Below are 25,168 nucleotides of genomic sequence, written 5' to 3' on the forward strand. Positions count from 1 at the left end.
CATGGCCGGCTTGGGCCACGACCAGGAGGTCTCGCCCGAAGCCGCCCTGGCCGTTCTCGCATACGGGCGCGGCGTTCTGGCCGCGCAGCCGTTCAGCGTGCTGATCGGCGCAGAGCTTCATGCGCTGTCGCCGGGCCATGCCGAGATCCAGCTGCCGCTTTCCGCGCAGCTGAAGCAACAGAACGGTTTCGCCCATGGCGGGATCGTCAGCTACATGGCCGACAACGCACTGACCTTCGCCGGCGGCAGCGCATTGCGCGTGCCGGTGGTGACTTCCGAATTCAAGATCAACTACGTGCGGCCCGCCCTCGGCGAGCGGCTGGTCGCGCGTGCCCGGACGGTCCATTCGGGCAGCTCGCAGGCCGTCTGCGCCTGCGAGGTGTTCGTGGTGAAGGACGGCGTTGAAAAGCTCTGTGCACTGGCGCAGGGCACCATCGCGAAGCTGCCGGAGCGATAGATTGGCCGCCAGGCGGCGGCAGACAGAACCCTCGAAGAAATCGACATCATCATGAGCCTGCGTTCCACCCTCGACTTTCTGCTCTACGACTGGCTCGATGCCGAGTCGCTCAACCAGCGCGAACGCTTTGCCGACCACTCGCGCGAGACCTTCGATGCGGTGCTCGACACCTGCGAGCGCATCGCGCGCGAGAAGTACGCGCCGTTCAACCGCACGGTCGACACGCAAGAACCGCATTTCGACGGCGAGAAGGTCGTCTTGCCGAAGGCCACGCACGACGCGCACAAGGCCTTCGTCGAATCGGGAATGATGAGCGCGGCGCAAGACTACGACATCGGTGGCATGCAGCTGCCGTACACGCTCTCGGCCGCCGCCAACAGCTTCTTCGCGATGGCCTCGGTGAGCATCGGCTCGAACATGCTCACGAGCGGCAACGCCAACCTGCTGATGGTGCATGGCACCGAGATGCAGAAAGAGGTGTTCGCCAAGAACGAGTTTTCGGGCCGCTGGGCCGGCACCATGTGCCTGTCGGAGCCGCAGGCCGGTTCGTCATTGAGCGACGTGGCCACGCGCGCCGTGCCCGATGGCGCCGACTTCCAGAACGATCCGCTGGGCCCGCGCTATCGGCTCACGGGCAACAAGATGTGGATCTCGTCGGGCGACCACGAGCTGACCGAGAACATCGTGCACATCGTGCTCGCCAAGATCCCGGACGAAAACGGCAAGCTGGTGCCGGGCACGCGCGGCATTTCGCTTTTCATCGTGCCCAAGCGGATGGTGGACACCAAGGGCCAGCTCACCGGTGAGCGCAACGACGTGGCGCTCGCGGGCCTGAACCACAAGCTGGGCTGGCGCGGCACCACCAACACGCTGCTGAACTTCGGCGAGGGCAAGTACCCGGTCGATGGCAAGGCGGGCGCTGTCGGCTATCTGGTCGGCGCGCCGGGCAAGGGCCTGCACTGCATGTTCCACATGATGAACGAGGCCCGCATCGGCGTCGGTACGGCCGCCACCATGCTCGGCATGGCGGGCTACCACGCCTCGCTCGAATACGCCAAGAGCCGCCCGCAGGGCCGGCTGGTGAAGAAGCCGGAAGCCGCAGGCATCGCCGTCGTCAAGGACTCGGCCGCGCCGCAGGTCCGCATCATCGAACACGCCGACGTGCGCCGCATGCTGCTCGCGCAGAAGGCGTATTGCGAAGGCGCGTTGGCGCTGGAGCTGTATTGCGCCCGGCTGGTCGACGAACAGAAAACCGGCGACGCGCAGGCTGCCGACGACGCGCGCCTGCTGCTCGAAGTGCTCACGCCCATCGCCAAGAGCTGGCCGAGCGAGTGGTGCCTGGAAGCCAACTCACTGGCCATCCAGGTGCACGGCGGCTACGGCTATACGCGCGACTTTCCGGTGGAGCAGTACTGGCGCGACAACCGCCTGAACATGATCCACGAGGGCACGCACGGCATCCAGGCGGCCGACCTGCTGGGCCGCAAGGTGCTGATGGAAAAGGGCCGGGGCCTGCAGCTGCTGGCCGGCCGCATCACCGACACCATCGGCCGCGCGGCGAAGGTGCCGGCGCTTGCGGCGAACGCCAAGGCGCTGGGTGCCGCGCTGCAGCGCATCGGCAGCGCCACCGAGGCCGCATGGTCCACCGGCGACCCGGCCGACGCGCTGGCCAACGCCGTGCCGTACATGCAGGCTTTCGGCCACACGGTGCTGGCCTGGATCTGGCTCGACGTGGCGCAGCGCGCCCTGGAGATCGACAGCGAAAAGGCGAGGGCGGTAACAGCTGGCAAGATCGGTGCCACGGACTATTTCTTCCACTACGAGCTGCCGAAAATCGGCGCATGGCTCAACGTGGTCGAAAGCCGCGACCCGACCTGTACAGCTTTGCCCGAGGACGCCTTCTGATGGCCACTACCAATCCGCCGAACCCCAGCAACAACAACACCCCCGTCAAGCCACCCAAGCCGCATGCCCGGCTGGAGAAGTGGATCTGGATCCTGATCTACGGCGGGCTGTTTCTCGTGATTTTGGGGATTTCTACCGGTCGCACCGATGCCGCTCTGGGCTGGTCGATGGCGGTGCCCGGCGGGTTGGTGACGCTGGTGGGCTTCGTGCTCATCTACGTGCGCTCGCGGCTCAACGACAAGTAACCCACCCATCCAGCAAGCAACGCAAAGGACCGCCATGCTCAAGCACATCGTGATGTGGAAGTTCAAGGAGCACGCAGAGGGCGCCGACAAGGCGACCAACCTGCTGAAGGCCAAGGCGCTGCTCGACGCCTGCGCCAAGCTGTCGCCCGGCACGCGCCTGTTCGAGGTGGTGATCGCCCAGCCAGGGCTTGAAGCGACCTACGACCTGATCCTCAATTCGGAGTTCACCGACGCCGCCGCGCTCGCGGCCTATGCGGACCATCCGCAGCACGTGGCGCTGAAGCCCTTCATTGGCGCGGTGCGCGAAGCCCGCCAATGCATGGACTACGTGATCTGAGCCAGACAGACGACCTTCCACACCGGAGACATTCCATGACCCCCCGTACCGTTCAAAAACTCTTCGACCTCACGGGCAAGACCGCCCTCATCACCGGCGGCTCGCGCGGCCTGGGCCTGCAGATGGCCCATGCACTCGGCGAAGCCGGCGCGAAGATCATGTTGAGTTCGCGCAAGGCCGACGACCTGGAGCAGGCCGCCGCCGAGCTGCAGGCCGCCGGCATTGACGCGCGCTGGATCGCCGCTGATTGCTCCAAGGAAGAAGACACCCGCCGACTGGCCGACGAGACGCTGGAGCGCATGGGCGCGGTCGACATCCTCATCAACAACGCCGGCGCCAGTTGGGGCGCACCCGCCGAGAACCACCCGGTCGAGGCCTGGGACAAGGTGATGAACCTCAACGTGCGAGGCTATTTCATCCTGTCGCAGCAGATCGCGAAGGGCTACATGATCCCGAAGAAGACGGGCCGCATCATCAACATCGCCTCGATCGCCGGCCTGAACGGGAACGGCCCGGGCATGCAGACGCTGGCCTACAACACCTCGAAGACGGCGGTGATCGGCTTCACGAAGACGCTGGCGGCCGAATGGGGCAAGTACGGCATCAACGTGAATGCGATCTGCCCGGGCTTCTTCATGACGAAGATGGCGGCGGGGCTGATCAAGTCGCTCGGCGAGGACAACATGGCCGCAGCCGCGCCGTTGGGCCGCTTGGGCGACGAGGAAGACCTGAAGGGCATCACGCTGCTGTACGCGAGCGATGCCGGCAAGCACATCACGGGGCAGTGGGTTGCTGTCGATGGCGGTGTCAGCGTGGTGCTCGGCGCCTGAGTTTTTTCAATAGGCTGGGCGTGATTTCGGGCGTGGCTGTTCGGGGTGGCGCCCACGCCGACGGCGTACTCCCCTCCGCGAATGTCCCCCGGCCTGCGGGCTACCGCCCCTCCTCCTTTGTTTCGCTGCGGGGAGCACACCATCGACGTGAGCGTTGCGCGCAGCGGTCGTTGATCGGCGATATACCAGCAGCGTGCCCTGTGCGAATGGCACCGGGTGCTCCCCGCAGCGAAATAAAGGAGGAGCGAAGCGGGGGACATTCGCGGAGGGGAGTACCCGGTGTCATTCGCACGCGCCCTGAAATCAGTGGCAAGAACAATCCTTCCGTAACTCAACAAGCAGACCCCCATCAAGATGTCTACATCTGATTCCAGCGACATCAACATTCGCTCCTACACGAGCCAGATTCCGTTCGCCCGCCACCTGGGCTTCGAGCTCACGAAGTTCGAGAACGGCGAGTCCGAGATCATCTACACCGCCAAGCCCGAGCACCTCAACACCTTCGACGTGACCCACGGCGGCGCCTGCATGACGCTGCTCGACATCACCATGGCCGCGGCGGCGCGCAGCGTTGCGCCCGAAACCGGTGTCGTCACCATCGAGATGAAGACTAGCTTCATGCAGCCTTCGGTCGGCCCGCTGCATGCGCGCGGCACGCTGATCCATCGCACCGCCACGCTGGCTTTTACCGAAGCCAAGATCTACGACGAACACGAACGCGTGTGCGCCCATGCCACCGGCACCTTCAAGTACGTGAAGCGCCGGCTGCCTACCGGCCCCACCAGCGTCAACGAGATGCGTCCGCCTTCCACCGATTGATTCACTGATTGATTGCCCCGGAGACTTCCATGCCCACCAACAAGCAGATCCACCTCGACAACCGCCCCGAGGGCGAAGCCGTCGCCAGCAACTTCAAGCTGGTGACCGCCGAAACGCCCGCACTGAAGGACAACCAGGTCCTGGTGCGCCACCACTACATGAGCCTCGACCCGTACATGCGCGGCCGCATGAACGACGCCAAGAGCTATGCGCAACCGCAGCCGCTCGGCGCCGTGATGCAGGGCGGCACCGTGGGCGAAGTGGTCGAAAGCAAGCACCCCAAGTACGCGGTCGGCGACAAGGTCGTCGGCTTCGGCGGCTGGCAGGAATACAGCGTGGTCGATGCTTCGCAGCCCGGCGCGCTGAAGAAGGTCGACACCACGCACGTGGCGCTGTCGCACTACCTCGGCGCAGTCGGCATGCCTGGCGTCACGGCCTGGTACGGCCTCGTGAAGATCATTGCACCCAAGGCCGGTGAAACCGTGGTCATCACGGCCGCCAGCGGTGCGGTCGGCAGTGCCTTCGGTGCGCTGGCCAAGGCGCGCGGTTGCCGCGTGGTCGGCATTGCCGGCGGCGCGGACAAGTGCAAGTACGTGACCGACGAACTCGGCTTCGACGCCTGCATCGACTACCGCCTGCACCCCGACGTGAAGAGCATGAGCGCCGCGCTCAAGGAAGCCTGCCCGAAGGGCATCGACGGCTACTTCGAAAACGTCGGCGGCTACATCTTCGACGCCGTGCTGCTGCGCGCCAACGCCTTTGCACGCGTGGCGCTGTGCGGAATGATCGCGGGCTACGACGGCCAGCCGCTGCCCCTCGCCAACCCGGCGCTGATCCTCATCAACCGCATGAAGATCGAAGGCTTCATCGTCAGCGAGCACATGGAAGTGTGGCCCGAGGCGCTGACCGAGCTGGGCACGCTGGTTGCCACCGGCAAGCTCAAGCCGCGCGAGTCGGTGGCGCAGGGCATCGAGTCCGCCCCTGAAGCCTTCCTGGGTTTGCTCAAGGGCAAGAATTTCGGCAAGCAGTTGGTCAAGCTGATCTGAATGAGATGAGATGAACTGAACGCACGGCAAGGAGGCCGGATATGGAAATGACGCACGAGGTGTTCAACCAGCCCGCACCGCTGGTGGACTACAACCTCTTCGACACCAACCGGCCCCTGCGCGATGCGTTGAAGTTCAACGCGCCCGCGTTGCAGCTTGCGCAGCTGCAGGAGTTGGGCACAACCCTCGGTTCGGCCGGCATGCAGATGCATGCGCGGCTTGCCAACATCCACACGCCCGAACTGCACACGCACGACCGCTTCGGGCGGCGCATCGACGAGGTGGAGTTTCATCCCAGCTACCACGCGCTGATGACGGCCGCCGTGGGTGCCGGCTTGCACGGCACGCCGTGGACCGGCACGTCGGCCTCGCCGCATGTGCTGCGCGCGGCCGGCTTCATGCTCTTCACCGAGCTGGAGCCATCGATTCTTTGCCCGATCTCGATGAGCTATGCGGTCACGCCCGCGCTGCGCGGCAATGCGGCCGTGTACGCCGGCTGGGGCCCCAAGCTCGGCAGCCTCTGGTACGACCCCGCGCTGAAATCGTTCAAGGACAAGCCCGGCGTGACCATGGGCATGGGCATGACCGAAAAGCAGGGCGGTTCCGACGTTCGCGCCAACACCACGCGCGCCGTGCGGGACGGCAGCGATGCCTGGGGCGAGCGCTATGCGATCACCGGCCACAAGTGGTTCTTCTCGGCGCCGATGTGCGATGCCTTTCTGGTACTGGCGCAAACGCCCGCCGGGCTCAGCTGCTTCTTTCTTCCGCGCGTGCTGCCCGATGGCGCGCGCAACGCCATCCGCATCCAGCGCCTGAAGGACAAGCTCGGCAACAAGGCCAACGCGAGTTCCGAGGTCGAGTTCGACGGTGCCACCGCATGGCTGGTGGGCGAAGAGGGCCGTGGCATTCCGCAGATCCTCGAGATGGGCACGATGACCCGGCTCGACTGCGCACTCGGCACCAGCGGCCTGATGCGCCAGGCCCTGAGCATCGCGCTCAACCACACCAGCCAGCGCAGCGCCTTCGGCAAGCCGCTGATCGAACAGCCGCTCATGAAGAACGTGCTGGCCGACCTCGCGCTTGAAAGCGAAGCCTCGACCGCGCTCGCGATCCGCCTGGCCCGCGCCTTCGATCACCCCGACGACGAACACGAACGCCTGATGGCACGCCTGCTCACACCGGTCGCCAAGTTCTGGATCTGCAAACGCGGCAGCCACTTCGCGCAGGAGGCGATGGAATGCCTCGGTGGCAACGGCTACGTGGAAGAGGGCGGCGAAGGCATCATGGCGCGCATCTATCGCGAGATGCCGCTCAACTCGATCTGGGAAGGCGCCGGCAACATCATGGCGCTCGACCTGCTGCGTGGCCTGCGCAAGGGCGATGCGGTCGCCGGCCTCGCGAAAGAGCTGGCTCCCGCGCGCGGCCAGCATGCCGCGCTCGACCGTCTGGCCGACGCGCTGCCCGCGCGCATCGAGGCGATGGCCTCCGAGGTCGAGGCGCGCCGTCTGGCACAGGACGTGGCGCTGGCGGTGCAGGCTGCATTGCTCGTTCAGACCGCACCGGCCGCAGTCTTCAGCGCCTTCTGCGACTCACGCCTTGGCGGCGACTGGGGCCAGACCTTCGGCACGCTCGGCGCGGGCACCGATTTCGATTCGATCATCCAGCGCGCGCAACCTCGTTGAGCCGCGCTGAACATTCACCCGCAGAAGCAAGCAAACCCCTCACGGAAAACACCACATGGCCGACCTGATCCTTCACCACTACACCACCTCGCCGTTCTCCGAGAAGGTGCGGCTCATCCTCGGCGCCAAGAAGCTGCCCTGGAAGTCGGTCCTGATTCCGCCGATCATGCCCAAGCCCGATGTGGAGGTGCTCACGGGCGGCTACCGCAAGACGCCGTTCCTGCAGATCGGCGCCGACATGTATTGCGACAGCGCGCTCATCGCCGACGTGCTGGAGCACCTGCAGCCCGAGCCCACGCTCTACCCCGAGCCCGAAAAAGGCATGTCGCGCATCCTGGCGCAGTGGGCCGACACCACGTTGTTCTGGGCCGCGATGGCCTGGAACATGCAGCCCAAGGGCGTGGCCGAAGTGTTCGCCAAGGCGCCGCCCGAAGCCGCCAAGGCCTTCGGCGAAGACCGCGGCAAGATGAGCGCCGGCAACATGACGCGCCTGCGTTCGGCCGACGCCACCAGCGCCTACAAGTCATACCTGCGCCGCCTGTCGGACATGCTCGACGACAAGCCCTTCCTGCTGGGCGGATTCCCCTGCATCGCCGACTTCTCGGCCTACCACCCGCTCTGGTACACGCGCCGCATCGAGTCGGTGCGCACCATCCTCGACCTGACGCCTGCGGTGATCGACTGGATGGACCGCATGGCCGCCATCGGCCATGGTGCACCCGAGAAGTTCAGCGCCGCCGAAGCCATCGCCGTCGCCAAGGCCGCGACGCCGCACACGCTGCTGACCGACAGCACCTTCCAGGACGACCACGGCATTCCGCTGGGCAGCGCCGTCACGGTGCGTGCCGAGAGCTTCGGCCTCGAAGAGACGCCGGGCACGCTGGTCGCCGCCACGCGCACGCACTACACGCTGGCGCGCAGCGGCGATCGCACGGGCACGGTGCATGTGCACTTTCCGCGCATCGGCTACGTACTGAAGAAGGCCGAGGCCTGACAAGGTGTGACCGAAAACGCAGCGCGTGGCGGGCACCTTCGTGACTGCGCCCGCGCGCGTTCCGTATTTCAATAGCGGCTCCAACGTCAGAGACATTCAACAGAAGGACACCGGCAAATGATTCAGGACTTCAAGGGCAAGACCGCCGTACTCACCGGCGCTGGTTCGGGTTTCGGGCTCGAGTGCGCACGCATCGGCGCTGCCCGTGGCATGAACCTCGTGCTGGTCGACGTGCAGCAGGACGCACTAGACAAGGCCAAGGCCGAGATGGAAGCCGCCGGCGTGCAGGTGATGGCCCGCAAGGTCGATGTGTCCGATGCCGCGCAGATGGAAGCACTGGCCGCCGCCGTCAAGGAACGCTTCGGCGCGCCGCACTTCGTGTTCAACAACGCCGGCGTGGGCGCGGGTGGCCTCGTGTGGGAAAACACCGTCGCCGACTGGGAGTGGGTGCTGGGCGTCGACCTGTGGGGCGTGATCCACGGCGTGCGCCTGTTCACGCCGATGATGCTCGAAGCGGCCGCCAAAGACCCTAGCTATCGCGGCCACATCACCAACACCGCCAGCATGGCCGGCCTGCTCACGCCGCCCAACATGGGCATCTACAACGCGGCCAAGGCTGCGGTCGTGAGCCTCACCGAGACCATGTACCAGGACCTGAACCTCGTGACCGACCAGATCGGTGCGAGCCTGCTGTGCCCGTACTTCGTGCCCACCGGCATCACGAGCAGCGAGCGCAACCGTCCGAACGCGCCGAAGGATTCGGAGCTCACGAAGAGCCAGCTCATCGGCCAGGCCATGAGCAACAAGGCGGTGAGCAGCGGCAAGATCACCGCCGCCGAAGTGGCGGCCAAGGTGTTCGAGGCGATCACGGCCAACCAGTTCTACGTGTTCAGCCACCCCAAGGCGCTGGGCAACGTGCGCAGCCGCATGGAGAACATCGTGTCGGGCACGAACCCGGCCGACCCGTTCCTGGAGCGGCCCGAGATCGGACAGAAGCTGCGCGAGCAGCTTCGTTCGGCCTGAAGCCGAGCCACGCTGAGCCACGCCGCGCCAGGCGCGGCACGGATTCAGTTGGTCAGTTGTAGCTGACCGTCACCATCGCGCCGGCCATGCGGCCGGCCGGTGGCTGGCCTTGCGGCTTGATCGACAGCGTGCCGCCATCGAGGCCCACGTGCTGTTCGCCCGCCGGATCGAAGGTGTTTCGATGGCCCTTGGCGTCGGTGAATGCGGTGGCCAGGGGCAGGCCACCGAGTGCATCGACACGAACCCTGGCGCTGGGGCGGTCCACCCATTGCCGCAGGAACACCACCTCGGTGGTGCTTGCCGCAACCACGCGGTGCGTGACTGCGGGCGCCTTGGCGACGACCCGCATTTCATACGGAGCGCCGACGATCTCCCCCGTGAAGTGAATCGTGCCGTCTGCAGCGTTGGCGCTCAACGATGCCGCACCCATAAACAAGAATCCCAATGTCGCGAACACGCGCGAACGAAGGTCATGCCTGGTCATTTCGAGCCCTTCTTTTCTCTCTCTTCTTGTGGCTCCCTTTTTGTGTGCATTTGTAATGCACAGCCCATGACATCACAACGAAAGAGAGAGCACAAGGCGCATTTGCATGCGCGTGGCGACATGCCCCGGCTGTGTTGTCAATTGCCCTCGCACTGTTGTCGCGAATTGCATTTCAGGCGTGCGCAGCCGACTGCAATTCATGCACGAGTGCATCGACACGCGCGAGCGCCACAGCGATCGATTGATCGAGCAGGTCGCCGTGGTCTTCCGCATGTTCGATGGACACGCGGTGAAGCTCGTCGAGCCCGAGCAGCGCGAGCGGGGTCGCGACACCCGGCGTGAGCAGGTCCATGTGCGCCTGGAAGCCGCCGGGGCCGTAGCCGTTGCTGCCGCATGAAGTGAGCAGCACGGTGCGCCGTACGCGCTCGGCCAGCAGCGGCACATAGGGGTTCTCGCGGCTGCGATCGAAGTCGAAGGTGGCGCCGATGCGCACGACGTTGTCGATCCACGACTTCAGCGGCGCCGGCATGCTGAAGTTGTACATGGGTGTGCCGATCACCAGCACGTCGGCCCGGCGGATCTCCGCGATCAACGCGTCGCTTTCGGCGAGCACGCCATGCATCCACGGCGCGCGCAGTGCCTCGGGTGTGTAGCCCGCCTCGATCCATTCGCCGGTGACCACACCGGGCGGCTTCGCGCCGATGTCGCGGTAGATCACTTCGTCGTGCGGACGGGTGGCCTTCCAGGCCGAGACAAAACGGTGGCTCAAGCGGCGCGAGTGCGAGCCGTGCTCGGTGGAGCCCGAAAGGCCGGGGCGGGCGCTGGCGTCGATGTGGAGCAGGGTGGTCATGGCGTGGTCCTCGGATGGGTTGATGGGGTGAATGAAATTCATCTGTTTGCTTGACACGGTTTGAAATTTATCCAAGCATCACAGCCGCCACAAACGACGATTTCTTTGCCTTGCAGAAAAATTAATTCATCCATGGCCACCCTTCATTCATTGCCTCCGCTCGCGGCGCTGCGCGCCTTCGAAGCCGCCGCGCGGCACTGCAGCGCCAAGCTCGCGGCGAACGAGCTGTCGGTCACGCCCACGGCCATCAGCCATCAGGTGCGGCAGCTCGAAGAGTCGCTGGGGGTGCAGCTGTTCGTTCGCCAGCCGAGGCAACTGGTGCTCACGCCGCAGGGCCGGGAACTGCAGGCGGTGTTGAGCGAGTCGTTCAGTGCCATGGCCAACGCCGTCGCGCGGCTGCGTGCGCCACCCGCGCGGCAGGCCATCACCTTGTCGACCACGCCGGCCGTGGCGGCGCGCTGGCTGCTGCCGCGCGTGAGCGCCTTGCGAGCGCAGCACCCTCGGCTCGACCTGCGCATTCACGCATCGCACGAAGCGGTGGCGCTCGACGGCATCACGGCCGACATCGCCATCCGCTACGGCAAGGGCCAGTGGCCGGGCCTCGTGGCCGAGAAGCTGTTCGACAACACCTTCGCGCCGGCCTGCAGCCCCGCGCTCAAGCTGCGCCGCCGCAGCGACCTGACGAAGCACACGCTGCTGCATTTCGCGCTGCCCGGCAGCAAGAGCCCGCCGGGTACGTGGGCCGAATGGCAGCAGCAGGCGCAGGTGCCGGGCCTCGACGTGTCGGCCGGGCCGGTGTTCTCCGACGAAACGCACACCGTGTCGGCCGCGCTGCAAGGGCAGGGCGTGGCGTTGATGGGCCTGGCGCTGATCGCGGACGAACTGCGCGCGGGCAATCTGGTGCAGCCTTTCGGGCCCGTGCTGTCTGGCCTGCCGTTCTACCTGGTGTGCCCGGAGGCGCGGCGCTCCGAGCCTGCCGTTGCGGCGGTGTTCGAGTGGGTGAGGGGGTTGTCGCCCCTGGGCGCTGCGGCTTGAAACTCGCGCGGCGGCATCACTGCCGCGGATGCGCCTTGCGCCCCTTCGCTTCGGCGGACTGCAGTTCCTTCGCCGTCAAAACGTAGGTCGTGTTGTTCACGAGGCGCTGCACCGCCAGGTCGATGAAGGCCCTGACGCGCGTGGGCTGCGCAACGCGGCTTCCGTAGTAGACGAAGGTGCTGGAGTGGTCGTCCACGTGAGGGGTCAGCAGCGGCACCAGACGCCCGGCGCGGATGTGCGGCGCGGCGATCACGCCCGTCAGCAGCCCGAGGACGTGCCCGGCCAGCACGGCTTCGGTTTCCAGCGCTTCGTCGTTGATGCACAGCGCGGGCACCACGTGATGCTCGAGTCGGGCGTCTTCCACCTTCACGTACCACGGCAGCACCCTGCCGGTGCCCGGATGGCGAAAGGCGCTGCAGCGATGGGCGGCGAGTGCATTGAGGCTGTCGGGCGCACCATGGCGGGCAAGGTAGGTCGGTGCGCCGCAGATGATGAGCTGCGATGAAAACAGCTTGCGCGCGATCACGCCCTCGGCCGGCGATTGCCCCACACGAAAGCCCACGTCGACGCGGTCTTCCACCCAGTTGCCGATGCGGTCGTCCAGGTGCACGTCGGGTTGCACGTTCGGGTAGAGGCGGCAGAACTCGTCGAGCAGCGGCCACAGCACCGGCGCGAAGGTCGAGCGCGGGCCGACGATGCGCAGGGGCCCGGCGACTTCGTCCTTGGCCTGGCGCGCCATGCTCAGTGCGCGCTGCAGGCCGACCAGCGACGGCTGCGCGGCTTCGAGAAACTGCCGGCCCTCGTCGGTGAGCGACATGCTGCGCGTCGTGCGGTGAAACAGCCGCACGCCCAGGTGCTGCTCCAGTTGGGCCAGCGCCTGGCTCGCCGCCTGCGGCGTGATGCCCTGTGCGGCGGCCGCCTGGCGCAGGCTGCCGAGCTCGGCGGTCTTGGCAAAGGTCGCGATGGAGCGCAGTTCGTTGATGGGCATGGGCACCTCTTTCGCCGGCGATTATCAACAGCAACTTGCCAGTCCTTCAAGGTTGCGGGGTCTATTCGCGCCGGGGGCGCAGACCTACAGTCCGTTCTTGCCGGTCGTCCGGGCTGGCCAGCCACCTGCGCGTGGCGCTGTGCCCACGCAGCGCATGCGATCGACCAAGGAGCAGACGCGACATGACAACCCCCGATGAGTTCACGATTTCCCGGCGCTGCCTGCTGAAGGCGGGCGCGGCCACCGCATCGGTGCCGGCGCTGGTGACCGCCGCGCCAGCCATCGCTGCGCCGCCTCGCACTGCCGGCGACGCAGCGCTTTCGCCCGTGACGCTGAACGTCAATGGCAAGGTGCACCGCCTGTCGCTCGACACCCGCACGACCTTGCTCGACGCATTGCGCGAGCACCTGCACCTGACCGGCACCAAGAAAGGCTGCGACCACGGCCAGTGCGGTGCATGCACGGTGATGCTCGATGGCCGACGCATCAACTCGTGCCTCACGCTCGCCGTGATGCACGAGGGCGCGAAGGTGACGACCATCGAAGGCCTGGGCACGCCGGGCAAGCTGCACCCGATGCAGGCCGCCTTCGTCAAGCACGACGGCTACCAGTGCGGCTACTGCACGCCGGGACAGATCTGCTCGGCCGTGGGCATGCTGGGCGAGATCGCGCAGGGCATTCCGAGCCACGTCACCGAAGACCTGGGCGCGAAGCCGCCGCTGTCGAGCGTCGAGTTTCGCGAGCGCATGAGCGGCAACATCTGTCGCTGCGGTGCCTACAGCAACATCGTCGAGGCGATCACCGAAGTGGCGGGGGTGAACGCATGAAGGCCTTTACCTACGAGCGCGCGGCATCGCCCGCGCAGGCCGTCGCGGCGGCTGTACGCGTACCGGGCGCGCGCTTCATTGCGGGCGGCACCAACCTGCTGGACCTGATGAAGCTGGAGATCGAAACGCCCGCCCACCTGATCGACGTCAACGGCCTGGGCTTCGACAAGATCGAGGGCACGCCCGACGGCGGCCTGCGCATCGGCGCGCTGGTGCGCAACACCGACCTTGCCGCGAACGAGCGCGTGCGGCGCGACTACGCCGTGCTGTCGCGCGCCTTGCTGGCGGGTGCCTCGGCGCAGTTGCGAAACAAGGCGACCACCGCGGGCAACCTGCTGCAGCGCACCCGCTGCCCGTACTTCTACGACACCTACCAGGCGTGCAACAAGCGCCAACTCGGCAGCGGCTGCGCGGCCATCGGTGGGGTCAGCCGGCAGCATGCGGTGATCGGCGCGAGCGATGCCTGCATCGCGACGCACCCCAGCGACATGGCCGTCGCCATGCGCGCGCTCGACGCGAGCATCGAGACGATGCGCCCCGACGGCGCGCGGCGGACCATTCCCATCGCCGACTTTCACAAGCTGCCCGGCGCCACGCCGAACGTCGAAACCGCGCTGCAGCCGGGCGAGCTGATCACGGCGGTCCAGTTGCCGAGCCCGGTGGGCGGCCGGCATGTCTATCGCAAGGTGCGCGACCGCGCGTCGTATGCCTTTGCACTGGTCTCGGTGGCCGCGATCGTGCAGCGCGACGGCTCCGGCCGTGTCGCATTGGGTGGCGTTGCGCACAAGCCGTGGCGCGTCGATGCCGCCGAGCGCGAGCTGCCGCGCGGCGCGAGGGCCACCACCGATGCGCTGCTCGCCGACGCCCGGCCGACCGCGCAGAACGCCTTCAAGGTGACGCTGGTCGAGCGCGCACTCGATGCGGTGCTGACGGACGCGAGGAGCTGAGCGATGAAATTCGACACACCCGCCACCACCAACCCGATCGACCAGCTCAAGGTGATCGGCCAGCCGCTGGACCGCATCGACGGCAAGCTCAAGACCACGGGCACGGCGCCCTATGCCTACGAGCGCCACGATGTGGCGCCCGACGCGGCCTACGGCTACGTCGTCGGTTCGGCGATTGCCAAGGGCCGCATCGCGTCCATCGATGCGAGCCGCGCGAAGGCCGCGCCCGGCGTGATCGCCATCGTCACCGCCGAGAACGTCGGCAAGCTCGACAAGGGCCGATTCAATACCGCGAGGCTGCTTGGCGGCCCGATGGTCGAGCACTACCACCAGGCCATCGCGCTCGTCGTCGCGGAAAGCTTCGAGCAGGCGAGGGCGGCCGCGCAGTTGCTGCACGTCGAGTACGTCCGCGCGGACGGTGCCTTCGACCTGGCGGATGCGAAAGACTCGACCGAGCGGCGCACCACCGACCGCAACAGCACGGTCGGCGATTTCGCGGGCGCGTTCGGCAAGGCCGAAGTGCGGCTCGACCAGACCTACACCACGCCCGACCACTCGCACGCGATGATGGAGCCGCACGCTTCGACTGCGGTGTGGCATGGCGACAAGCTCACAGTCTGGACGTCGAACCAGATGATCGACTGGACCCGCTCCGACCTGGCGACGACGCTCGGCATTGCAAAAGACAACGTCCGCCTCGTGTCGCCGTTCGTCGGCGGGGGCTTCGGCGCAAAGCTGTTCCTGCGTGCCGACACCGTGCTGGCCGCCCTCGGCGCGCGCATCGCGCAGCGACCGGTGAAGGTGACGCTGCAGCGGCCGCTGGTGGCCAACAACACCGTGCACCGGCCGGCAACCATCCAGCGCGTGCGCATCGGCACGACCCGACAGGGCCGGATCACGGCCATTGGGCACGAGAGCTGGTCGGGCAACCTCGTCGGCGGCAAGCCCGAGAACGCGGTGCAGCAGACCCAATTGCTCTATGCCGGAGAAAACCGCCTGACCGGCACGCGGCTCGCACTGCTCGACCTGCCCGAAGGCAACGCGATGCGCGCGCCGGGCGAGGCACCGGGGTTGATGGCGCTGGAAATCGCCATCGACGAAATGGCCGAGAAGCTCGGCATGGACCCGGTCGAATTCCGCGTGCTGAACGACACCCAGGTCGACCCTGCGAATCCGAACCGCCGCTTTTCGGAGCGCCGGCTCATCGAGTGCCTGCGCACCGGCGCACAGCGTTTCGGCTGGGCGCAGCGCAGCGCCCAACCCGCGCAGCGGCGCGAGGGGCGCTGGTGGATCGGCACGGGGCTGGCCGCCGCCTTCCGCAACAACATGGTCATGAAGTCGGGTGCGCGCGTGCGGCTCGACGGGCGCGGCGTGGTGACGGTGGAAACCGACATGACCGACATCGGCACCGGCAGCTACACCGTCATCGCGCAGACCGCCGCGGAAATGATGGGCGTGCCGATCGATCGCGTGGTGGTGCGGCTTGGCGATTCGTCCTTTCCCGTGTCATCGGGCTCCGGCGGGCAGTGGGGCGGCAACAGCGCGACCGCCGGTGTGTATGCCGCTTGCGTCAAGCTGCGCGACACCGTGTCGCAGCGCGCCGGGCTCGACGCGGCCAGCGCGACCTTCTCCGACGGCATGGTGCGTGCCGGCGGGCGCAGCCTGTCGCTCGCATCGGTGGCCGGCGAGGGCGGCATCGTGGTCGAAGACACCATCGAATACGGCGACCTCACCACCAGGTACCAGCAATCGACCTTCGGCGCGCACTTCGTCGAAGTCGCGGTGGACGCCTTCACCGCCGAGGTGCGCGTGCGCCGGATGCTCGCCGTGTGCGCGGCGGGCCGCATCCTCAACCCCAAGTCGGCGCGCAGCCAGGTGATCGGCGCCATGACGATGGGCGTGGGCGCGGCATTGATGGAAGAGCTGGCAGTCGATACGCGGCTGGGCTTTTTCGTCAACCACGACCTGGCCGGCTACGAAGTGCCGGTGCACGCGGACATCCCGCACCAGGACGTGATCTTCCTGGACGAAACGGACGTCATGTCGTCGCCCATGAAGGCCAAGGGCATCGGCGAGCTGGGCCTGTGCGGCGTCGGCGCGGCCGTGGCGAACGCGGTCTACAACGCGACCGGCGTGCGGGTGCGCGACTACCCGGTCATGCTCGACAAGCTCATCGGCCACATGCCTTCGCTGGCTGCCTGACATTGCCGCCCGCGCTTTTTCTTTTTCTTCTTCACACGACCATCCGATGAAATCCATCGCACTGACCGCCGTTTCCCTTTCCATGGCGGCGTCCGCGCTGGCGCAGCCCGACAACGACGGCCTGCAGATTGCGCGCAACGGTTCGCAGGCGTCGGCCAAGGGGCCGGCCGACTATTTCACCGGCACCGTGCGGGTCGATCCGCTCTTTCTGCAGCCGAAGGCGCCCGCGCGCACGACCGGTGCGTACGTGACCTTCGAGCCCGGCGCGCGCACCGCATGGCACACGCACCCGATCGGGCAGACGCTGATCGTCACCGCGGGCTTCGGCCTGGTTCAGCGCTGGGGCGATCCGGTGCAGGAGATCCGTCCGGGCGACGTGGTCTGGATTCCGGCGGGCCAGAAGCACTGGCACGGCGCATCGCCCACCACGGCCATGACGCACATCGCGATCACCGAGCAGGAGAACGGCAAGGCGGTCGACTGGATGGAAAAAGTCAGCGACGCGCAGTACGGAAAACAGCCCTGAGCAAGCGGAAGAGCGCAAGCCAGGAACCCCTCGGCGTCCGGGGACAACAGGGCGGGGCGTTGCGGGTGGGCCCTTAGAATCGCTGCTCCCTTGGGGAGTAGCCGGCTTCCGGACTTCGGAAGCGTTCACGTCAACATACTCGATTCGCACCTTGCGAACCGTGGCGTGAGCAACCGACAGGTTGGCGAGACCAGTGGTGCATGAACACGGCATTGGCCGGCGGGTTCGTGTGCCGCGGCGTCTTGAACCGGCCTTTCTTGCTACTTCCAACCATGAACATCGCTTCCACGATTCTTCTTGCATTCGCCATGTCGACGGATGCCTTCGCCGCTGCCGTCGGCAAAGGCGCGGCGCTTCGCAAACCTTCCTGGCGCGAGGCCTTGCGCACGGGCCTCATCTTCGGCGTCATCGAGGCCTTGACGCCCGTCATCGGCTGGGCGGCCGGCCTGGCCGCCGCCAGCTACGTCGCCCAGTGGGACCACTGGATCGCGGTCACGCTGCTCAGCGTGCTTGGCCTGCGAATGATCTGGGCAGGCTTCGGCGCGCCCGATGCGGTGGAAGACAAGCCCAGTCGCAATTCCTTCTGGACGCTGGCCATCACCGGCTTTGCCACCAGCATCGATGCGATGGCTGTGGGCGTGGGCCTGGCCTTCATCAACGTGAACATCGCCTGGACCGCGCTGGCCATCGGCCTGGCCACCATGGCCATGGTGACCATCGGCGTGATGATCGGGCGCGTGGTGGGCGCGGTGATCGGCAAGCGCGCGGAGATCGTCGGCGGGGTGGTGCTGATCGGGATCGGCTTCCTCATCCTCTACGAGCACCTTGGCGCGGCGGCCTGAGCCGTTGCAAAAGGGTGGCAAGCCGGCCTCGTATTTGTTGTAATCCAAAGGTTATAGAGCTGGGCCTGAAAAATGCCCGGACCCTCTCGCGCACTTCCATACTGCCACCCGCGGAACAACAAGACAGACAAGGATCTCCATGGAGACGTACCCGACCCTGCGCCAGGCCACAGGCGTTGCCCGCATTCTCAGCAAGCGCTCGGCCTGCACCATCGTGGTCTACCGGCAGGGGGACGAAAAATTCGTGGCGGCGCATTCCGCCGATGCCGTGGACGGCACCATCGAAGCCGTGTACCGCGACGGGTATGTCGTGCCGACGCTCTTGAGCAAGACGACGCGCTGACGCACCGGGTGCTCCGGTTCAACGGACTCGAGGCCAAGCCTCCTTCGGGAGGCTTTTTCGCGTGCGCTTTCTCCAGTGGGTCGGTGCGACCTGTCGGTGCACATCAACCGTTGTGTGTCTCGGGTGCCCCAGCCTGCGTCGCAATCCAATCCCACACGGCGCGAATCGCGGGTTCGTTCTCGCGTCCGTTCGCGGTGGCCAGAAAGTAGCTGCCCGTTTCAAGCGCAGGCCCGAAGGGTTGCACCAGCGCGCCGCTGCGCACTTCCTCGGCCGCGAGCGTGAGGCTCAGCAATGCCACGCCGTGTCCGCCGAGCGCGGCGAGCATCGCATGCGTCTCGTCTGAAAAAGACAGGCCCGAGGCCTTCATCGCCCGTCCCCTTGGCGGTGCGATGCCGGCCTTGCGAAACCAGCGCGGCCAGACGGCCGGCGCCGTTGCTTGCGGCTGCCAGTCGCAATGGATCAACTGGTGCTTCGGAAGATCGGCCACGCGCCGCAGGCCCAGCATCGGGCTGCACAGCGGCGCGTAGCGTTCGGACATCAGCTCGCGCGACACGAGGCCGGGCCAGTTGCCGCTGCCCATGCGCACCGCGATGTCGGCATCGCCGCGCGCAAGGTCGACCGACGTGTCGCTCGCATGCAGCCGCAGCTCGATGCCAGGGCAGGCCTCGCGAAAGGCCGCCATGCGCGGCAGCACCCATCGCGCGGCGAATGCGGTGTTGGTGGTCAGCGTGACGGCCTGCGATGCCGCAGGGCGGCGCAATTTGTCGACACCGGCTTCGAGCACGTCGAAGCCCGTGCGCAGGTCGTCGAACAGCCGTTGGCCCGCGGGCGTCAGCGCGAGCTGACGCGTGAGACGGCGAAACAACGGCTGGCCCAGCGTGTCTTCGAGCGCACGCACCTGGTGGCTGATGGCCGAGGGCGTGACCGACAGCTCGAGTGCCGCGCGCTGAAAGCTCAGGTGCGCCGCCGCGGCCTCGAAGGCGCGCAGCGCCAGCAGTGGCGGCAATCGGCGAGGTTGCCGGACAGATGAGCCAATCTCGTTCATGAGAGGAAAAATTATCGTTTGTGAATGCCTCGAAGCGTCTCTAGATTCAAGGCCTGCGCAGTCATTCTGACAGCGCGGCACAGAATAGATCAACTCACTCATCAAGACGCTCATGACTTTGAACCTTCTTCACATCGACGCCAGCGCCCGTCCGGGCCGTTCCGACACCGACGCGCACGGCTCGCACACGCGCCGGCTTTCCGCGCGCTTCGTCGAGCGCTGGCGCAAGGCGCGGCCGGACGACCGCATCGACTACCTCGACGTCGGGCAGCAACCGCCCGCGCACGTCAACGGCCGTTGGATTCACGCGGCCTTCACGCCGCCGGCCGCGCGCGAGCCGTGGATGGCCGATGTGCTCGCCGAGAGTGACCGGCTGGTCGACCAGCTCATCGCCGCCGACGTCGTCGTGGTCGGCCTGCCGATGTACAACTTCAGCGCGCCCGCGCAGTTCAAGGCCTGGATCGACAACATCGTGCGCGTGGGCCGCACCTTCGGCTTCGATCGTTCGCGCGGCGCCGTGCCTTACTGGCCGTTGCTGGCGGAGGCGGGCAAGCGCGCGGTGCTGCTGGGTGCGCGCGGCGACCACGGCTACGACGCGGGCGGGCGCATCGCGCACCTCAACCACACCGAGAACAGCGTGCGCTCGGCGCTCGGCTACATCGGCATCACCGACGTCTTCGAGGCGGCGGTGGAGTCGGACGAATTCGGCGGCGAGCAACTGGCGCAGTCGATGCGCAAGGCCGAAGCCGCCGTCGATCGCCTCGTCGACGAGCTTGCCGGCACGGCGGCATGCAAGGCCGGTGCAGACACCGATCGCAAGCTCGTATATTCAGACGGACCTTGACGACGAAATCGGAGAAGATGGCGGCCCGGCCGCTTCAACGACATCGATGAATCCATCGGCTCCCTCGAAATTCCGCATCGGTTTGCACACGCGCCTGAGCCTGGGCGTCGCGGCGGTCGTGCTGACGGCCACCTTCGCCATTGCCACCGTCGCGCTGCATCTGGTCAAGAGCCGCATGCGCGCGTCGATCGCCGACGAGCAGGTGGCACGCGTATCGGCCATCGCGGACGCCATCGACCAGAAGTTCAGCAGCCGCCGGATATTGCTGCAGACCTTTGGCGACAGCGTGGAAACGCAGGGCTTCGAGAACGCCGCGCCGCTGCAGGAATTCCTGGAAAAGCACCCCGCGCTGAAGCAGGCCTTCGACAACGTGGCTTTCATCGACACCGACGGCAATCTGGTGGCCAACCAGAACGGCGCACAGCAGATCGGCAGCGTCAACCTCAAAGACCGCGCGTACTTCCAGCAGACGGTGGCCTCGAAGGCCGGCGTCATTTCGCAGCCGTACCGCAACCGCCTGAACGGGTTGGCGCAGGTCGCCATCACCGAGCCGGTGCTCGACAGCGCGGGGCAGGTGCGGTTCGTGATCTCCGGCGCCATCAACCTGAAAGACCGCAGCATCCTGGGCAAGCTGGCCGATGTCCGGTTCGGCAAGACGGGCTACCTGTTCATCACGACCACCGACGGCATCGTGGTCGATCACCCGCATGCCTCGCGCATCCTGAACCACATCCGGGCGGAAGGTGGCGGTGCGCCGGAAGTCATCCGCGCGATGGCCGGTTTCGAGGGCGCGAGCGAGGGCATCGACGAGGGCGGCGTGCCCGGCCTCTATGCCTTCGACCGCACCGAGCAGACGAACTGGATCGTCGGGGCCATGTACCCGCGCGCCGAGGCCTTCGCACGGCTGGACGCCATCGAGCGCGGCGCATGGCTCGGGGCTTTGCTGCTCGCGCTGTCGGCGGGCGCGCTGGCGCTGGGCGTGGTGCGGCGCCAGCTGCGGCCGCTGGACGACCTGCACCGCCACATGCAGTTCGCCCAGGACGCGCCTTCGGAAGTGGTGGCGCCGCGCACCTACACGCAAGACGAGATCGGCGACCTCTCGCGAACCTTCGACGAACTGATGGCGCAGCGGCGCGCCAGCGAAGTCAGCCTGGCGCACAGCGAGGCGCAGGTGCGCACCATCGCCGACAACATCCCCGCGATGGTGTCGCACGTGGACGCGTCGCTGCACTACACCTTCGTCAATGCGCACGTGAGAACGCTGCACAAGAACGCGCAGCTGGTCGGGCGGTCGATGCCCGAGGTTCGCGGCGCGAAAGACTTCGCCACCGTCGAGCCGCATTTCCGGCGCGCGCTGGCCGGCGAGACCGTCATCCTCGAGAAGACCGGCGACCCGTCGCTCGGCATCGGCAACCGCACCTTCAAGGCCCACTACATCCCCGACATCGACGTCGACGGCGTGGTGCAGGGCGTGTTCTCGATGACCTTCGACATCACTGAAGAGGTCAATATCCGCAAGGCCCTGACCGAGCAGGAGAAGCGGGTGCGCGACGTGACCGACAGCATCCCGGCGCTGGTCGGCTACTTCGACCGCGACCAGAACTGCCTGTACGGCAACAGCCGGGCGCGGCAGATGGCGGGCGTGGGCGACGGCTCGCTGCAGGGCCTGACGTTGCGCTCGGCGCTGGGCGACGCGATGTACGCGCAGCACGAGCCCTACCTTCCGATGATGTTCAGCGGCCAGAAGGTGCGCTTTCCGGTGCACGCGCCGATGCACGGCAAGGAGGGCTACTTCCAGGTCAACCTGATTCCCGACAAGAACCTGCAGGGCGAGGTGCTGGGTTTCTATCTCATGACCTTCAACATCACGGCCTTGAAAGAGGCCGAGCTGCACCAGGCCGAGAGCGAGCTGCGCCTGCGCACCATCACCAACAGCATGCCGGCGCTGATCACCTACATCGACCGCGAGGAAAAGATCACCTTCGCCAACGCCACCAGCCGCGAGTGGCTGGGGCTCGATCCGTCGCAGGTGCTGGGGCGCCACGTGCAGGACGTGGCGGGCGCCGATGTGTACCTCTCGCGCAAGGCCATGATCGCGCGGGCCCTGGCGGGTGAGCGGGTGGAGTTCGAGGCGCGCACCCAGCGCAAGGGGTTCGAGCGCATCACGCAGGTGATCTACGTGCCCGACACCCGTGCCGATGGCGTGACGCACGGCATCTTCTCGCTCGCGCTGGACATCACCGCGCTGAAGGTGGTGGAGCACAAGCTCATCGAGCTGGCGCGGCTCGACACGCTCACCGGCTTGCCGAACCGGCTGGCCTTCAACGAATACCTGCCCGACGCGGTGCTGCGCGGGCGGCGCACGGGCCATGCGCTGGCACTGATGTTCCTGGACATCGACCACTTCAAGCGCATCAACGACACGCGAGGCCACGCGGTGGGCGATGCGGTGCTGGTCGAATACGCGCGGCGGCTGCTGGGTTGCGTGCGCGGCACCGACATGGTGGCTCGGCTCGCGGGCGACGAGTTCGTGCTGGTGCTTGAGAACCCGAGCACGCCGGAGGCCGTGGCCGCCGTTGCCGAAAAGATCGTGGCGCGGATCAACGCGCCGGCGTTCGAGGTCGATGGGCAGCGCATCGAGGTCACGACCAGCGTCGGCATTGCGTTTCTCCGGGCTGCCGATTCGTCCGTCACCGCTGCAGAGCTGCTGGCGCGGGCCGATGCGGCGCTCTACAACGCCAAGGCGCAGGGGCGCAACCGGTTCGAGTTCTTCATGCGGGTGGTGCAGGCCGACCCGGCCACCGAGAAGCACTGACGCGGGCTGCGGCCGGCGCGGTTCAGTTCAGGGCACCGGCGGAAGCTCCGCGCGGCTGTCTCCCGGGACCAATGCGAGCACATGGTTCTCGTGGCGCCCCTCGCCAAGAATGAAATGGGTGCGGCCTTTTTCGACCAGGCCGTGCTTTTCGTAGAAGTCGCAGGCCCGCCGGTTCCTGACGTTGACCGACAGCCACAGCGCATCGATGCCCGTGCGTTCTCGAACCGCGGCACGCACCTCGCGAAGCAGCGCCGAGCCGACGCCGCATCCGGTGAAAGGCTCCTGGACATAGAGCGTGCAAAGCTCCGTATCGGTTGAAGCCACAAGCGGCTGGGCGACACCGAAGCGCACCAGCGCATAGCCGACGAGGTGCCTGTCGATCTCCGCAACGAGCAGGCAAACGCCGGCGTCTTCGATCGATGCGGCAAATTTCGCCGGCGTGAACTCGCCGAGCACATGGCTTGCGAGCAGGTCGTTCATACCGTCCGTGGCGTAGGTGTCGAGCCAGACCTGGATCGCCAGTGCAGCGAGCGTGCGCGCATCTGGCGCAGCGGCCGGGCGCACGGCGATGTGCGCACGTGCCGCGTTCTCCGGCGCTTTGCGGTCTTGCCGCAGGCAGCCTTCGAGCTGTTCGATCAGGCGCCTGACTTCGCCTTCGCCCAGGTCGAGCGGATCACCGTGCGCACCCACGGCAATGAGGCAGATGGCCGAGCCGTCGTGCCAGGCTTCCAGGCGGTCTTTCTTTTCTGGCGCGGGCGTTGTGGTCGGGGTGGTCATGGCGAAGTTCTATCACGCGGTGGCGCCAGTGCCCGGCTTGCACGGACACCGGTGCACCAACGAGTGAACAGGCTCGCGCCGGCGGCGGGCGCTTCAGACCTGCGCCGAAGCGCAATCGCTCAGCGAGGCACGTGCCTCGTGCTTGTCGAGCGAGCGGCTCCACAGCGCGATGCCGAGGCCCACGAGCGTCAGCAATGCCGCCACCCAGCCCAGCGCATGCAGCCCCGGGCCGTGGTCGATCACCACGCCACCGACCCAGGCGCCGAGCGCATTGCCCAGGTTGAAGGCCGCGATGTTGAGGCTCGACGCGAGGTTCTGGCCCGCACCCGAGGCCTTTTCGAGCACCCGCAACTGCATCGGTGCCACGGTGGCGAACGAGGCCACGCCGAGCAGGCCGACGAAGACGACCGCCGTGAATGGCGTGCCGATGGTGAACTGCATCGCGCCCAGCACCACGGCCAGCGCCACCAGTGTGCCGAGCACGGCGGGCATCACCGAACGGTCGGCCAGCTTGCCGCCGAGGATGTTGCCGATGGCCAGGCCACCACCGAACACCAGCAGGATCGGCGACACGGCCGACTCCGACAGGCCGGTGATCTGCGTCAGCAAGGGTTGGATGTAGGTGTAGACCACGAACACGCCGGCAAACCCGAGCACCGTCATCGCGAGGCCCAGCAGCACCTGCGGGCGGGCCAGCACGGCCAGCTCTTCGCGCAGCGGTGCGGGCTTGACTTCCCCCTTCATGCGGGGCACGAAGGCCGCGAGCACCACGAAGGCTAGCACGCCGATCAGCGTCACCGCCCAGAAGGTCGAGCGCCAGCCCAGTTGCAGGCCCAGCCAGGCGCCGGCCGGCACGCCGAGCAGCGTGGCGGCGGTCAGGCCGGTGAACATGATCGCGATGGCCGAGGCGCGGCGCTCCGGCGCCACGAGGCCGGTGGCCACCACCGAGCCGACGCCGAAGAAGGTGCCGTGCGCCAGCGAGGTGATCACGCGCGCGGCCATCAGCATTTCGTAGTTGGGCGCCAGCGCACAGGCGAGGTTGCCGAGCGTGAAGATCGCCATCAGCGCGAGCAGCACGGTCTTGCGCGGCAGCTTGCGCGTGGCGATGGTGAGCACGGGAGCACCGACCGCGACCCCGAGCGCATAGCCCGAGATCAGCAGGCCGGCGGCCGTGATGGTGACGTGAAGATCCGTCGAGACCTGCATCAGCAGGCCCATGATGACGAACTCGGTGGTGCCTATTCCGAAGGCACCGGCGGTGAGGGCAAGAAGAGCGATGGGCATGATGCCATGTACTGTGCGGAC

General features: G+C 66.9%; 25 protein-coding genes. 19 read left to right on the forward strand and 6 right to left on the reverse strand.

Annotation, left to right across the window (positions count from 1 at the left end; all coding sequences use genetic code 11):
* Nucleotide 1: 1 nt before the first annotated feature.
* From ACGLHS_RS15885 to ACGLHS_RS15930, 10 genes are all read left to right on the forward strand, one after another.
* On the forward strand, nt 2-457 hold the full coding sequence (locus ACGLHS_RS15885) for a PaaI family thioesterase (protein WP_394481053.1): 456 nt from the start codon (nt 2-4) through the stop codon (nt 455-457).
* 51 nt (nt 458-508) lie between these two features.
* Nucleotides 509-2,362, forward strand: a complete 1,854-nt coding sequence (locus ACGLHS_RS15890; RefSeq protein WP_394481055.1) for an acyl-CoA dehydrogenase — start codon at nt 509-511, stop codon at nt 2,360-2,362.
* Complete coding sequence (locus ACGLHS_RS15895; RefSeq protein WP_394481057.1) at nt 2,362-2,607, forward strand: hypothetical protein; 246 nt, start codon at nt 2,362-2,364, stop codon at nt 2,605-2,607. Before ACGLHS_RS15890 ends, ACGLHS_RS15895 begins: the two co-directional genes overlap by 1 nt.
* A gap of 34 nt (nt 2,608-2,641) precedes the next feature.
* Entirely contained in the window at nt 2,642-2,944 is a 303-nt protein-coding gene (locus tag ACGLHS_RS15900) for a Dabb family protein (RefSeq protein WP_093240298.1), read from the forward strand.
* A gap of 35 nt (nt 2,945-2,979) precedes the next feature.
* Nucleotides 2,980-3,774, forward strand: a complete 795-nt coding sequence (locus ACGLHS_RS15905; protein ID WP_394481060.1) for an SDR family oxidoreductase — start codon at nt 2,980-2,982, stop codon at nt 3,772-3,774.
* A 354-nt stretch (nt 3,775-4,128) separates the two neighbouring features.
* Entirely contained in the window at nt 4,129-4,593 is a 465-nt protein-coding gene (locus tag ACGLHS_RS15910) for a PaaI family thioesterase (protein WP_394481062.1), read from the forward strand.
* 29 nt (nt 4,594-4,622) lie between these two features.
* A complete protein-coding gene (locus ACGLHS_RS15915) occupies nt 4,623-5,639 on the forward strand; it encodes an NADP-dependent oxidoreductase (RefSeq protein WP_394481064.1) in 1,017 nt (338 codons plus the stop codon).
* A 41-nt stretch (nt 5,640-5,680) separates the two neighbouring features.
* Nucleotides 5,681-7,321: an isovaleryl-CoA dehydrogenase gene (locus tag ACGLHS_RS15920; protein WP_394481066.1), complete on the forward strand. Its 1,641-nt coding sequence runs from the start codon at nt 5,681-5,683 to the stop codon at nt 7,319-7,321.
* 55 nt (nt 7,322-7,376) lie between these two features.
* Nucleotides 7,377-8,315 carry a glutathione S-transferase family protein gene (locus ACGLHS_RS15925; RefSeq protein WP_394481068.1) on the forward strand — a complete coding sequence of 313 codons (939 nt, stop codon included), beginning with the start codon at nt 7,377-7,379 and terminating at the stop codon, nt 8,313-8,315.
* A 117-nt stretch (nt 8,316-8,432) separates the two neighbouring features.
* Nucleotides 8,433-9,338 carry an SDR family oxidoreductase gene (locus ACGLHS_RS15930; protein WP_394481070.1) on the forward strand — a complete coding sequence of 302 codons (906 nt, stop codon included), beginning with the start codon at nt 8,433-8,435 and terminating at the stop codon, nt 9,336-9,338.
* A gap of 52 nt (nt 9,339-9,390) precedes the next feature.
* On the opposite strand, the gene ACGLHS_RS15935 is transcribed toward ACGLHS_RS15930, so the two are convergent.
* Both ACGLHS_RS15935 and ACGLHS_RS15940 read right to left on the reverse strand, forming a co-directional pair.
* The gene (locus ACGLHS_RS15935; RefSeq protein WP_394481072.1) at nt 9,391-9,753 is read right to left on the reverse strand and encodes a hypothetical protein; all 363 of its coding nucleotides are present in this window, start codon (nt 9,751-9,753) and stop codon (nt 9,391-9,393) included.
* Nucleotides 9,754-9,994: 241 nt separating this feature from the next.
* Nucleotides 9,995-10,672, reverse strand: coding sequence for an FMN-dependent NADH-azoreductase (locus tag ACGLHS_RS15940; RefSeq protein WP_394481074.1), 678 nt, complete (start codon nt 10,670-10,672; stop codon nt 9,995-9,997).
* A 132-nt stretch (nt 10,673-10,804) separates the two neighbouring features.
* Between ACGLHS_RS15940 and gcvA the strand changes: the two genes are divergently transcribed.
* Nucleotides 10,805-11,707: a transcriptional regulator GcvA gene (gene gcvA / locus ACGLHS_RS15945; protein WP_394481076.1), complete on the forward strand. Its 903-nt coding sequence runs from the start codon at nt 10,805-10,807 to the stop codon at nt 11,705-11,707.
* 16 nt (nt 11,708-11,723) lie between these two features.
* On the opposite strand, the gene ACGLHS_RS15950 is transcribed toward gcvA, so the two are convergent.
* On the reverse strand, nt 11,724-12,695 hold the full coding sequence (locus ACGLHS_RS15950; protein ID WP_394481078.1) for a LysR family transcriptional regulator: 972 nt from the start codon (nt 12,693-12,695) through the stop codon (nt 11,724-11,726).
* A gap of 182 nt (nt 12,696-12,877) precedes the next feature.
* Here ACGLHS_RS15950 and paoA point away from each other — a divergent pair, with 182 nt between their 5' ends.
* The 6 genes from paoA to ACGLHS_RS15980 all read left to right on the forward strand — a co-directional run bounded on the left by paoA (nt 12,878) and on the right by ACGLHS_RS15980 (nt 18,382).
* A complete protein-coding gene (paoA, locus tag ACGLHS_RS15955; protein WP_394481080.1) occupies nt 12,878-13,522 on the forward strand; it encodes an aldehyde dehydrogenase iron-sulfur subunit PaoA in 645 nt (214 codons plus the stop codon).
* Nucleotides 13,519-14,469 carry an FAD binding domain-containing protein gene (locus ACGLHS_RS15960; protein ID WP_394481082.1) on the forward strand — a complete coding sequence of 317 codons (951 nt, stop codon included), beginning with the start codon at nt 13,519-13,521 and terminating at the stop codon, nt 14,467-14,469. The genes paoA and ACGLHS_RS15960 overlap by 4 nt, the downstream gene beginning before the upstream one ends.
* Before the next feature lie 3 nt (nt 14,470-14,472).
* Nucleotides 14,473-16,671 (forward strand): aldehyde oxidoreductase molybdenum-binding subunit PaoC, encoded by a 2,199-nt coding sequence (paoC, locus tag ACGLHS_RS15965; RefSeq protein ID WP_394481084.1) that lies wholly within the window; start codon nt 14,473-14,475, stop codon nt 16,669-16,671.
* Nucleotides 16,672-16,717: 46 nt separating this feature from the next.
* Nucleotides 16,718-17,197 carry a cupin domain-containing protein gene (locus tag ACGLHS_RS15970; protein WP_394481086.1) on the forward strand — a complete coding sequence of 160 codons (480 nt, stop codon included), beginning with the start codon at nt 16,718-16,720 and terminating at the stop codon, nt 17,195-17,197.
* Between the two features lie 272 nt (nt 17,198-17,469).
* Nucleotides 17,470-18,039 carry a manganese efflux pump MntP gene (gene mntP, locus ACGLHS_RS15975; RefSeq protein WP_394481088.1) on the forward strand — a complete coding sequence of 190 codons (570 nt, stop codon included), beginning with the start codon at nt 17,470-17,472 and terminating at the stop codon, nt 18,037-18,039.
* 139 nt (nt 18,040-18,178) lie between these two features.
* Entirely contained in the window at nt 18,179-18,382 is a 204-nt protein-coding gene (locus ACGLHS_RS15980) for a hypothetical protein (protein WP_093240259.1), read from the forward strand.
* A 103-nt stretch (nt 18,383-18,485) separates the two neighbouring features.
* Here ACGLHS_RS15980 and ACGLHS_RS15985 read toward each other — a convergent pair whose 3' ends face one another.
* Nucleotides 18,486-19,427 carry a LysR substrate-binding domain-containing protein gene (locus ACGLHS_RS15985; RefSeq protein WP_394481091.1) on the reverse strand — a complete coding sequence of 314 codons (942 nt, stop codon included), beginning with the start codon at nt 19,425-19,427 and terminating at the stop codon, nt 18,486-18,488.
* A gap of 112 nt (nt 19,428-19,539) precedes the next feature.
* Between ACGLHS_RS15985 and ACGLHS_RS15990 the strand changes: the two genes are divergently transcribed.
* Nucleotides 19,540-20,271, forward strand: coding sequence for an FMN-dependent NADH-azoreductase (locus ACGLHS_RS15990; RefSeq protein ID WP_394481093.1), 732 nt, complete (start codon nt 19,540-19,542; stop codon nt 20,269-20,271).
* Nucleotides 20,272-20,317: 46 nt separating this feature from the next.
* The gene (locus tag ACGLHS_RS15995) at nt 20,318-23,086 is read left to right on the forward strand and encodes a diguanylate cyclase domain-containing protein (protein ID WP_394481095.1); all 2,769 of its coding nucleotides are present in this window, start codon (nt 20,318-20,320) and stop codon (nt 23,084-23,086) included.
* Nucleotides 23,087-23,113: 27 nt separating this feature from the next.
* Here the strand turns inward: ACGLHS_RS15995 and ACGLHS_RS16000 are convergent, their stop codons facing one another.
* The gene (locus ACGLHS_RS16000) at nt 23,114-23,863 is read right to left on the reverse strand and encodes a GNAT family N-acetyltransferase (protein ID WP_394481097.1); all 750 of its coding nucleotides are present in this window, start codon (nt 23,861-23,863) and stop codon (nt 23,114-23,116) included.
* Between the two features lie 93 nt (nt 23,864-23,956).
* The gene (locus ACGLHS_RS16005) at nt 23,957-25,147 is read right to left on the reverse strand and encodes an MFS transporter (RefSeq protein WP_394481099.1); all 1,191 of its coding nucleotides are present in this window, start codon (nt 25,145-25,147) and stop codon (nt 23,957-23,959) included.
* Between the last annotated feature and the right edge of the window lie 21 nt (nt 25,148-25,168).

This window comes from Variovorax sp. VaC1 (assembly GCF_043658315.1).
Taxonomy (GTDB): domain Bacteria; phylum Pseudomonadota; class Gammaproteobacteria; order Burkholderiales; family Burkholderiaceae_C; genus Variovorax.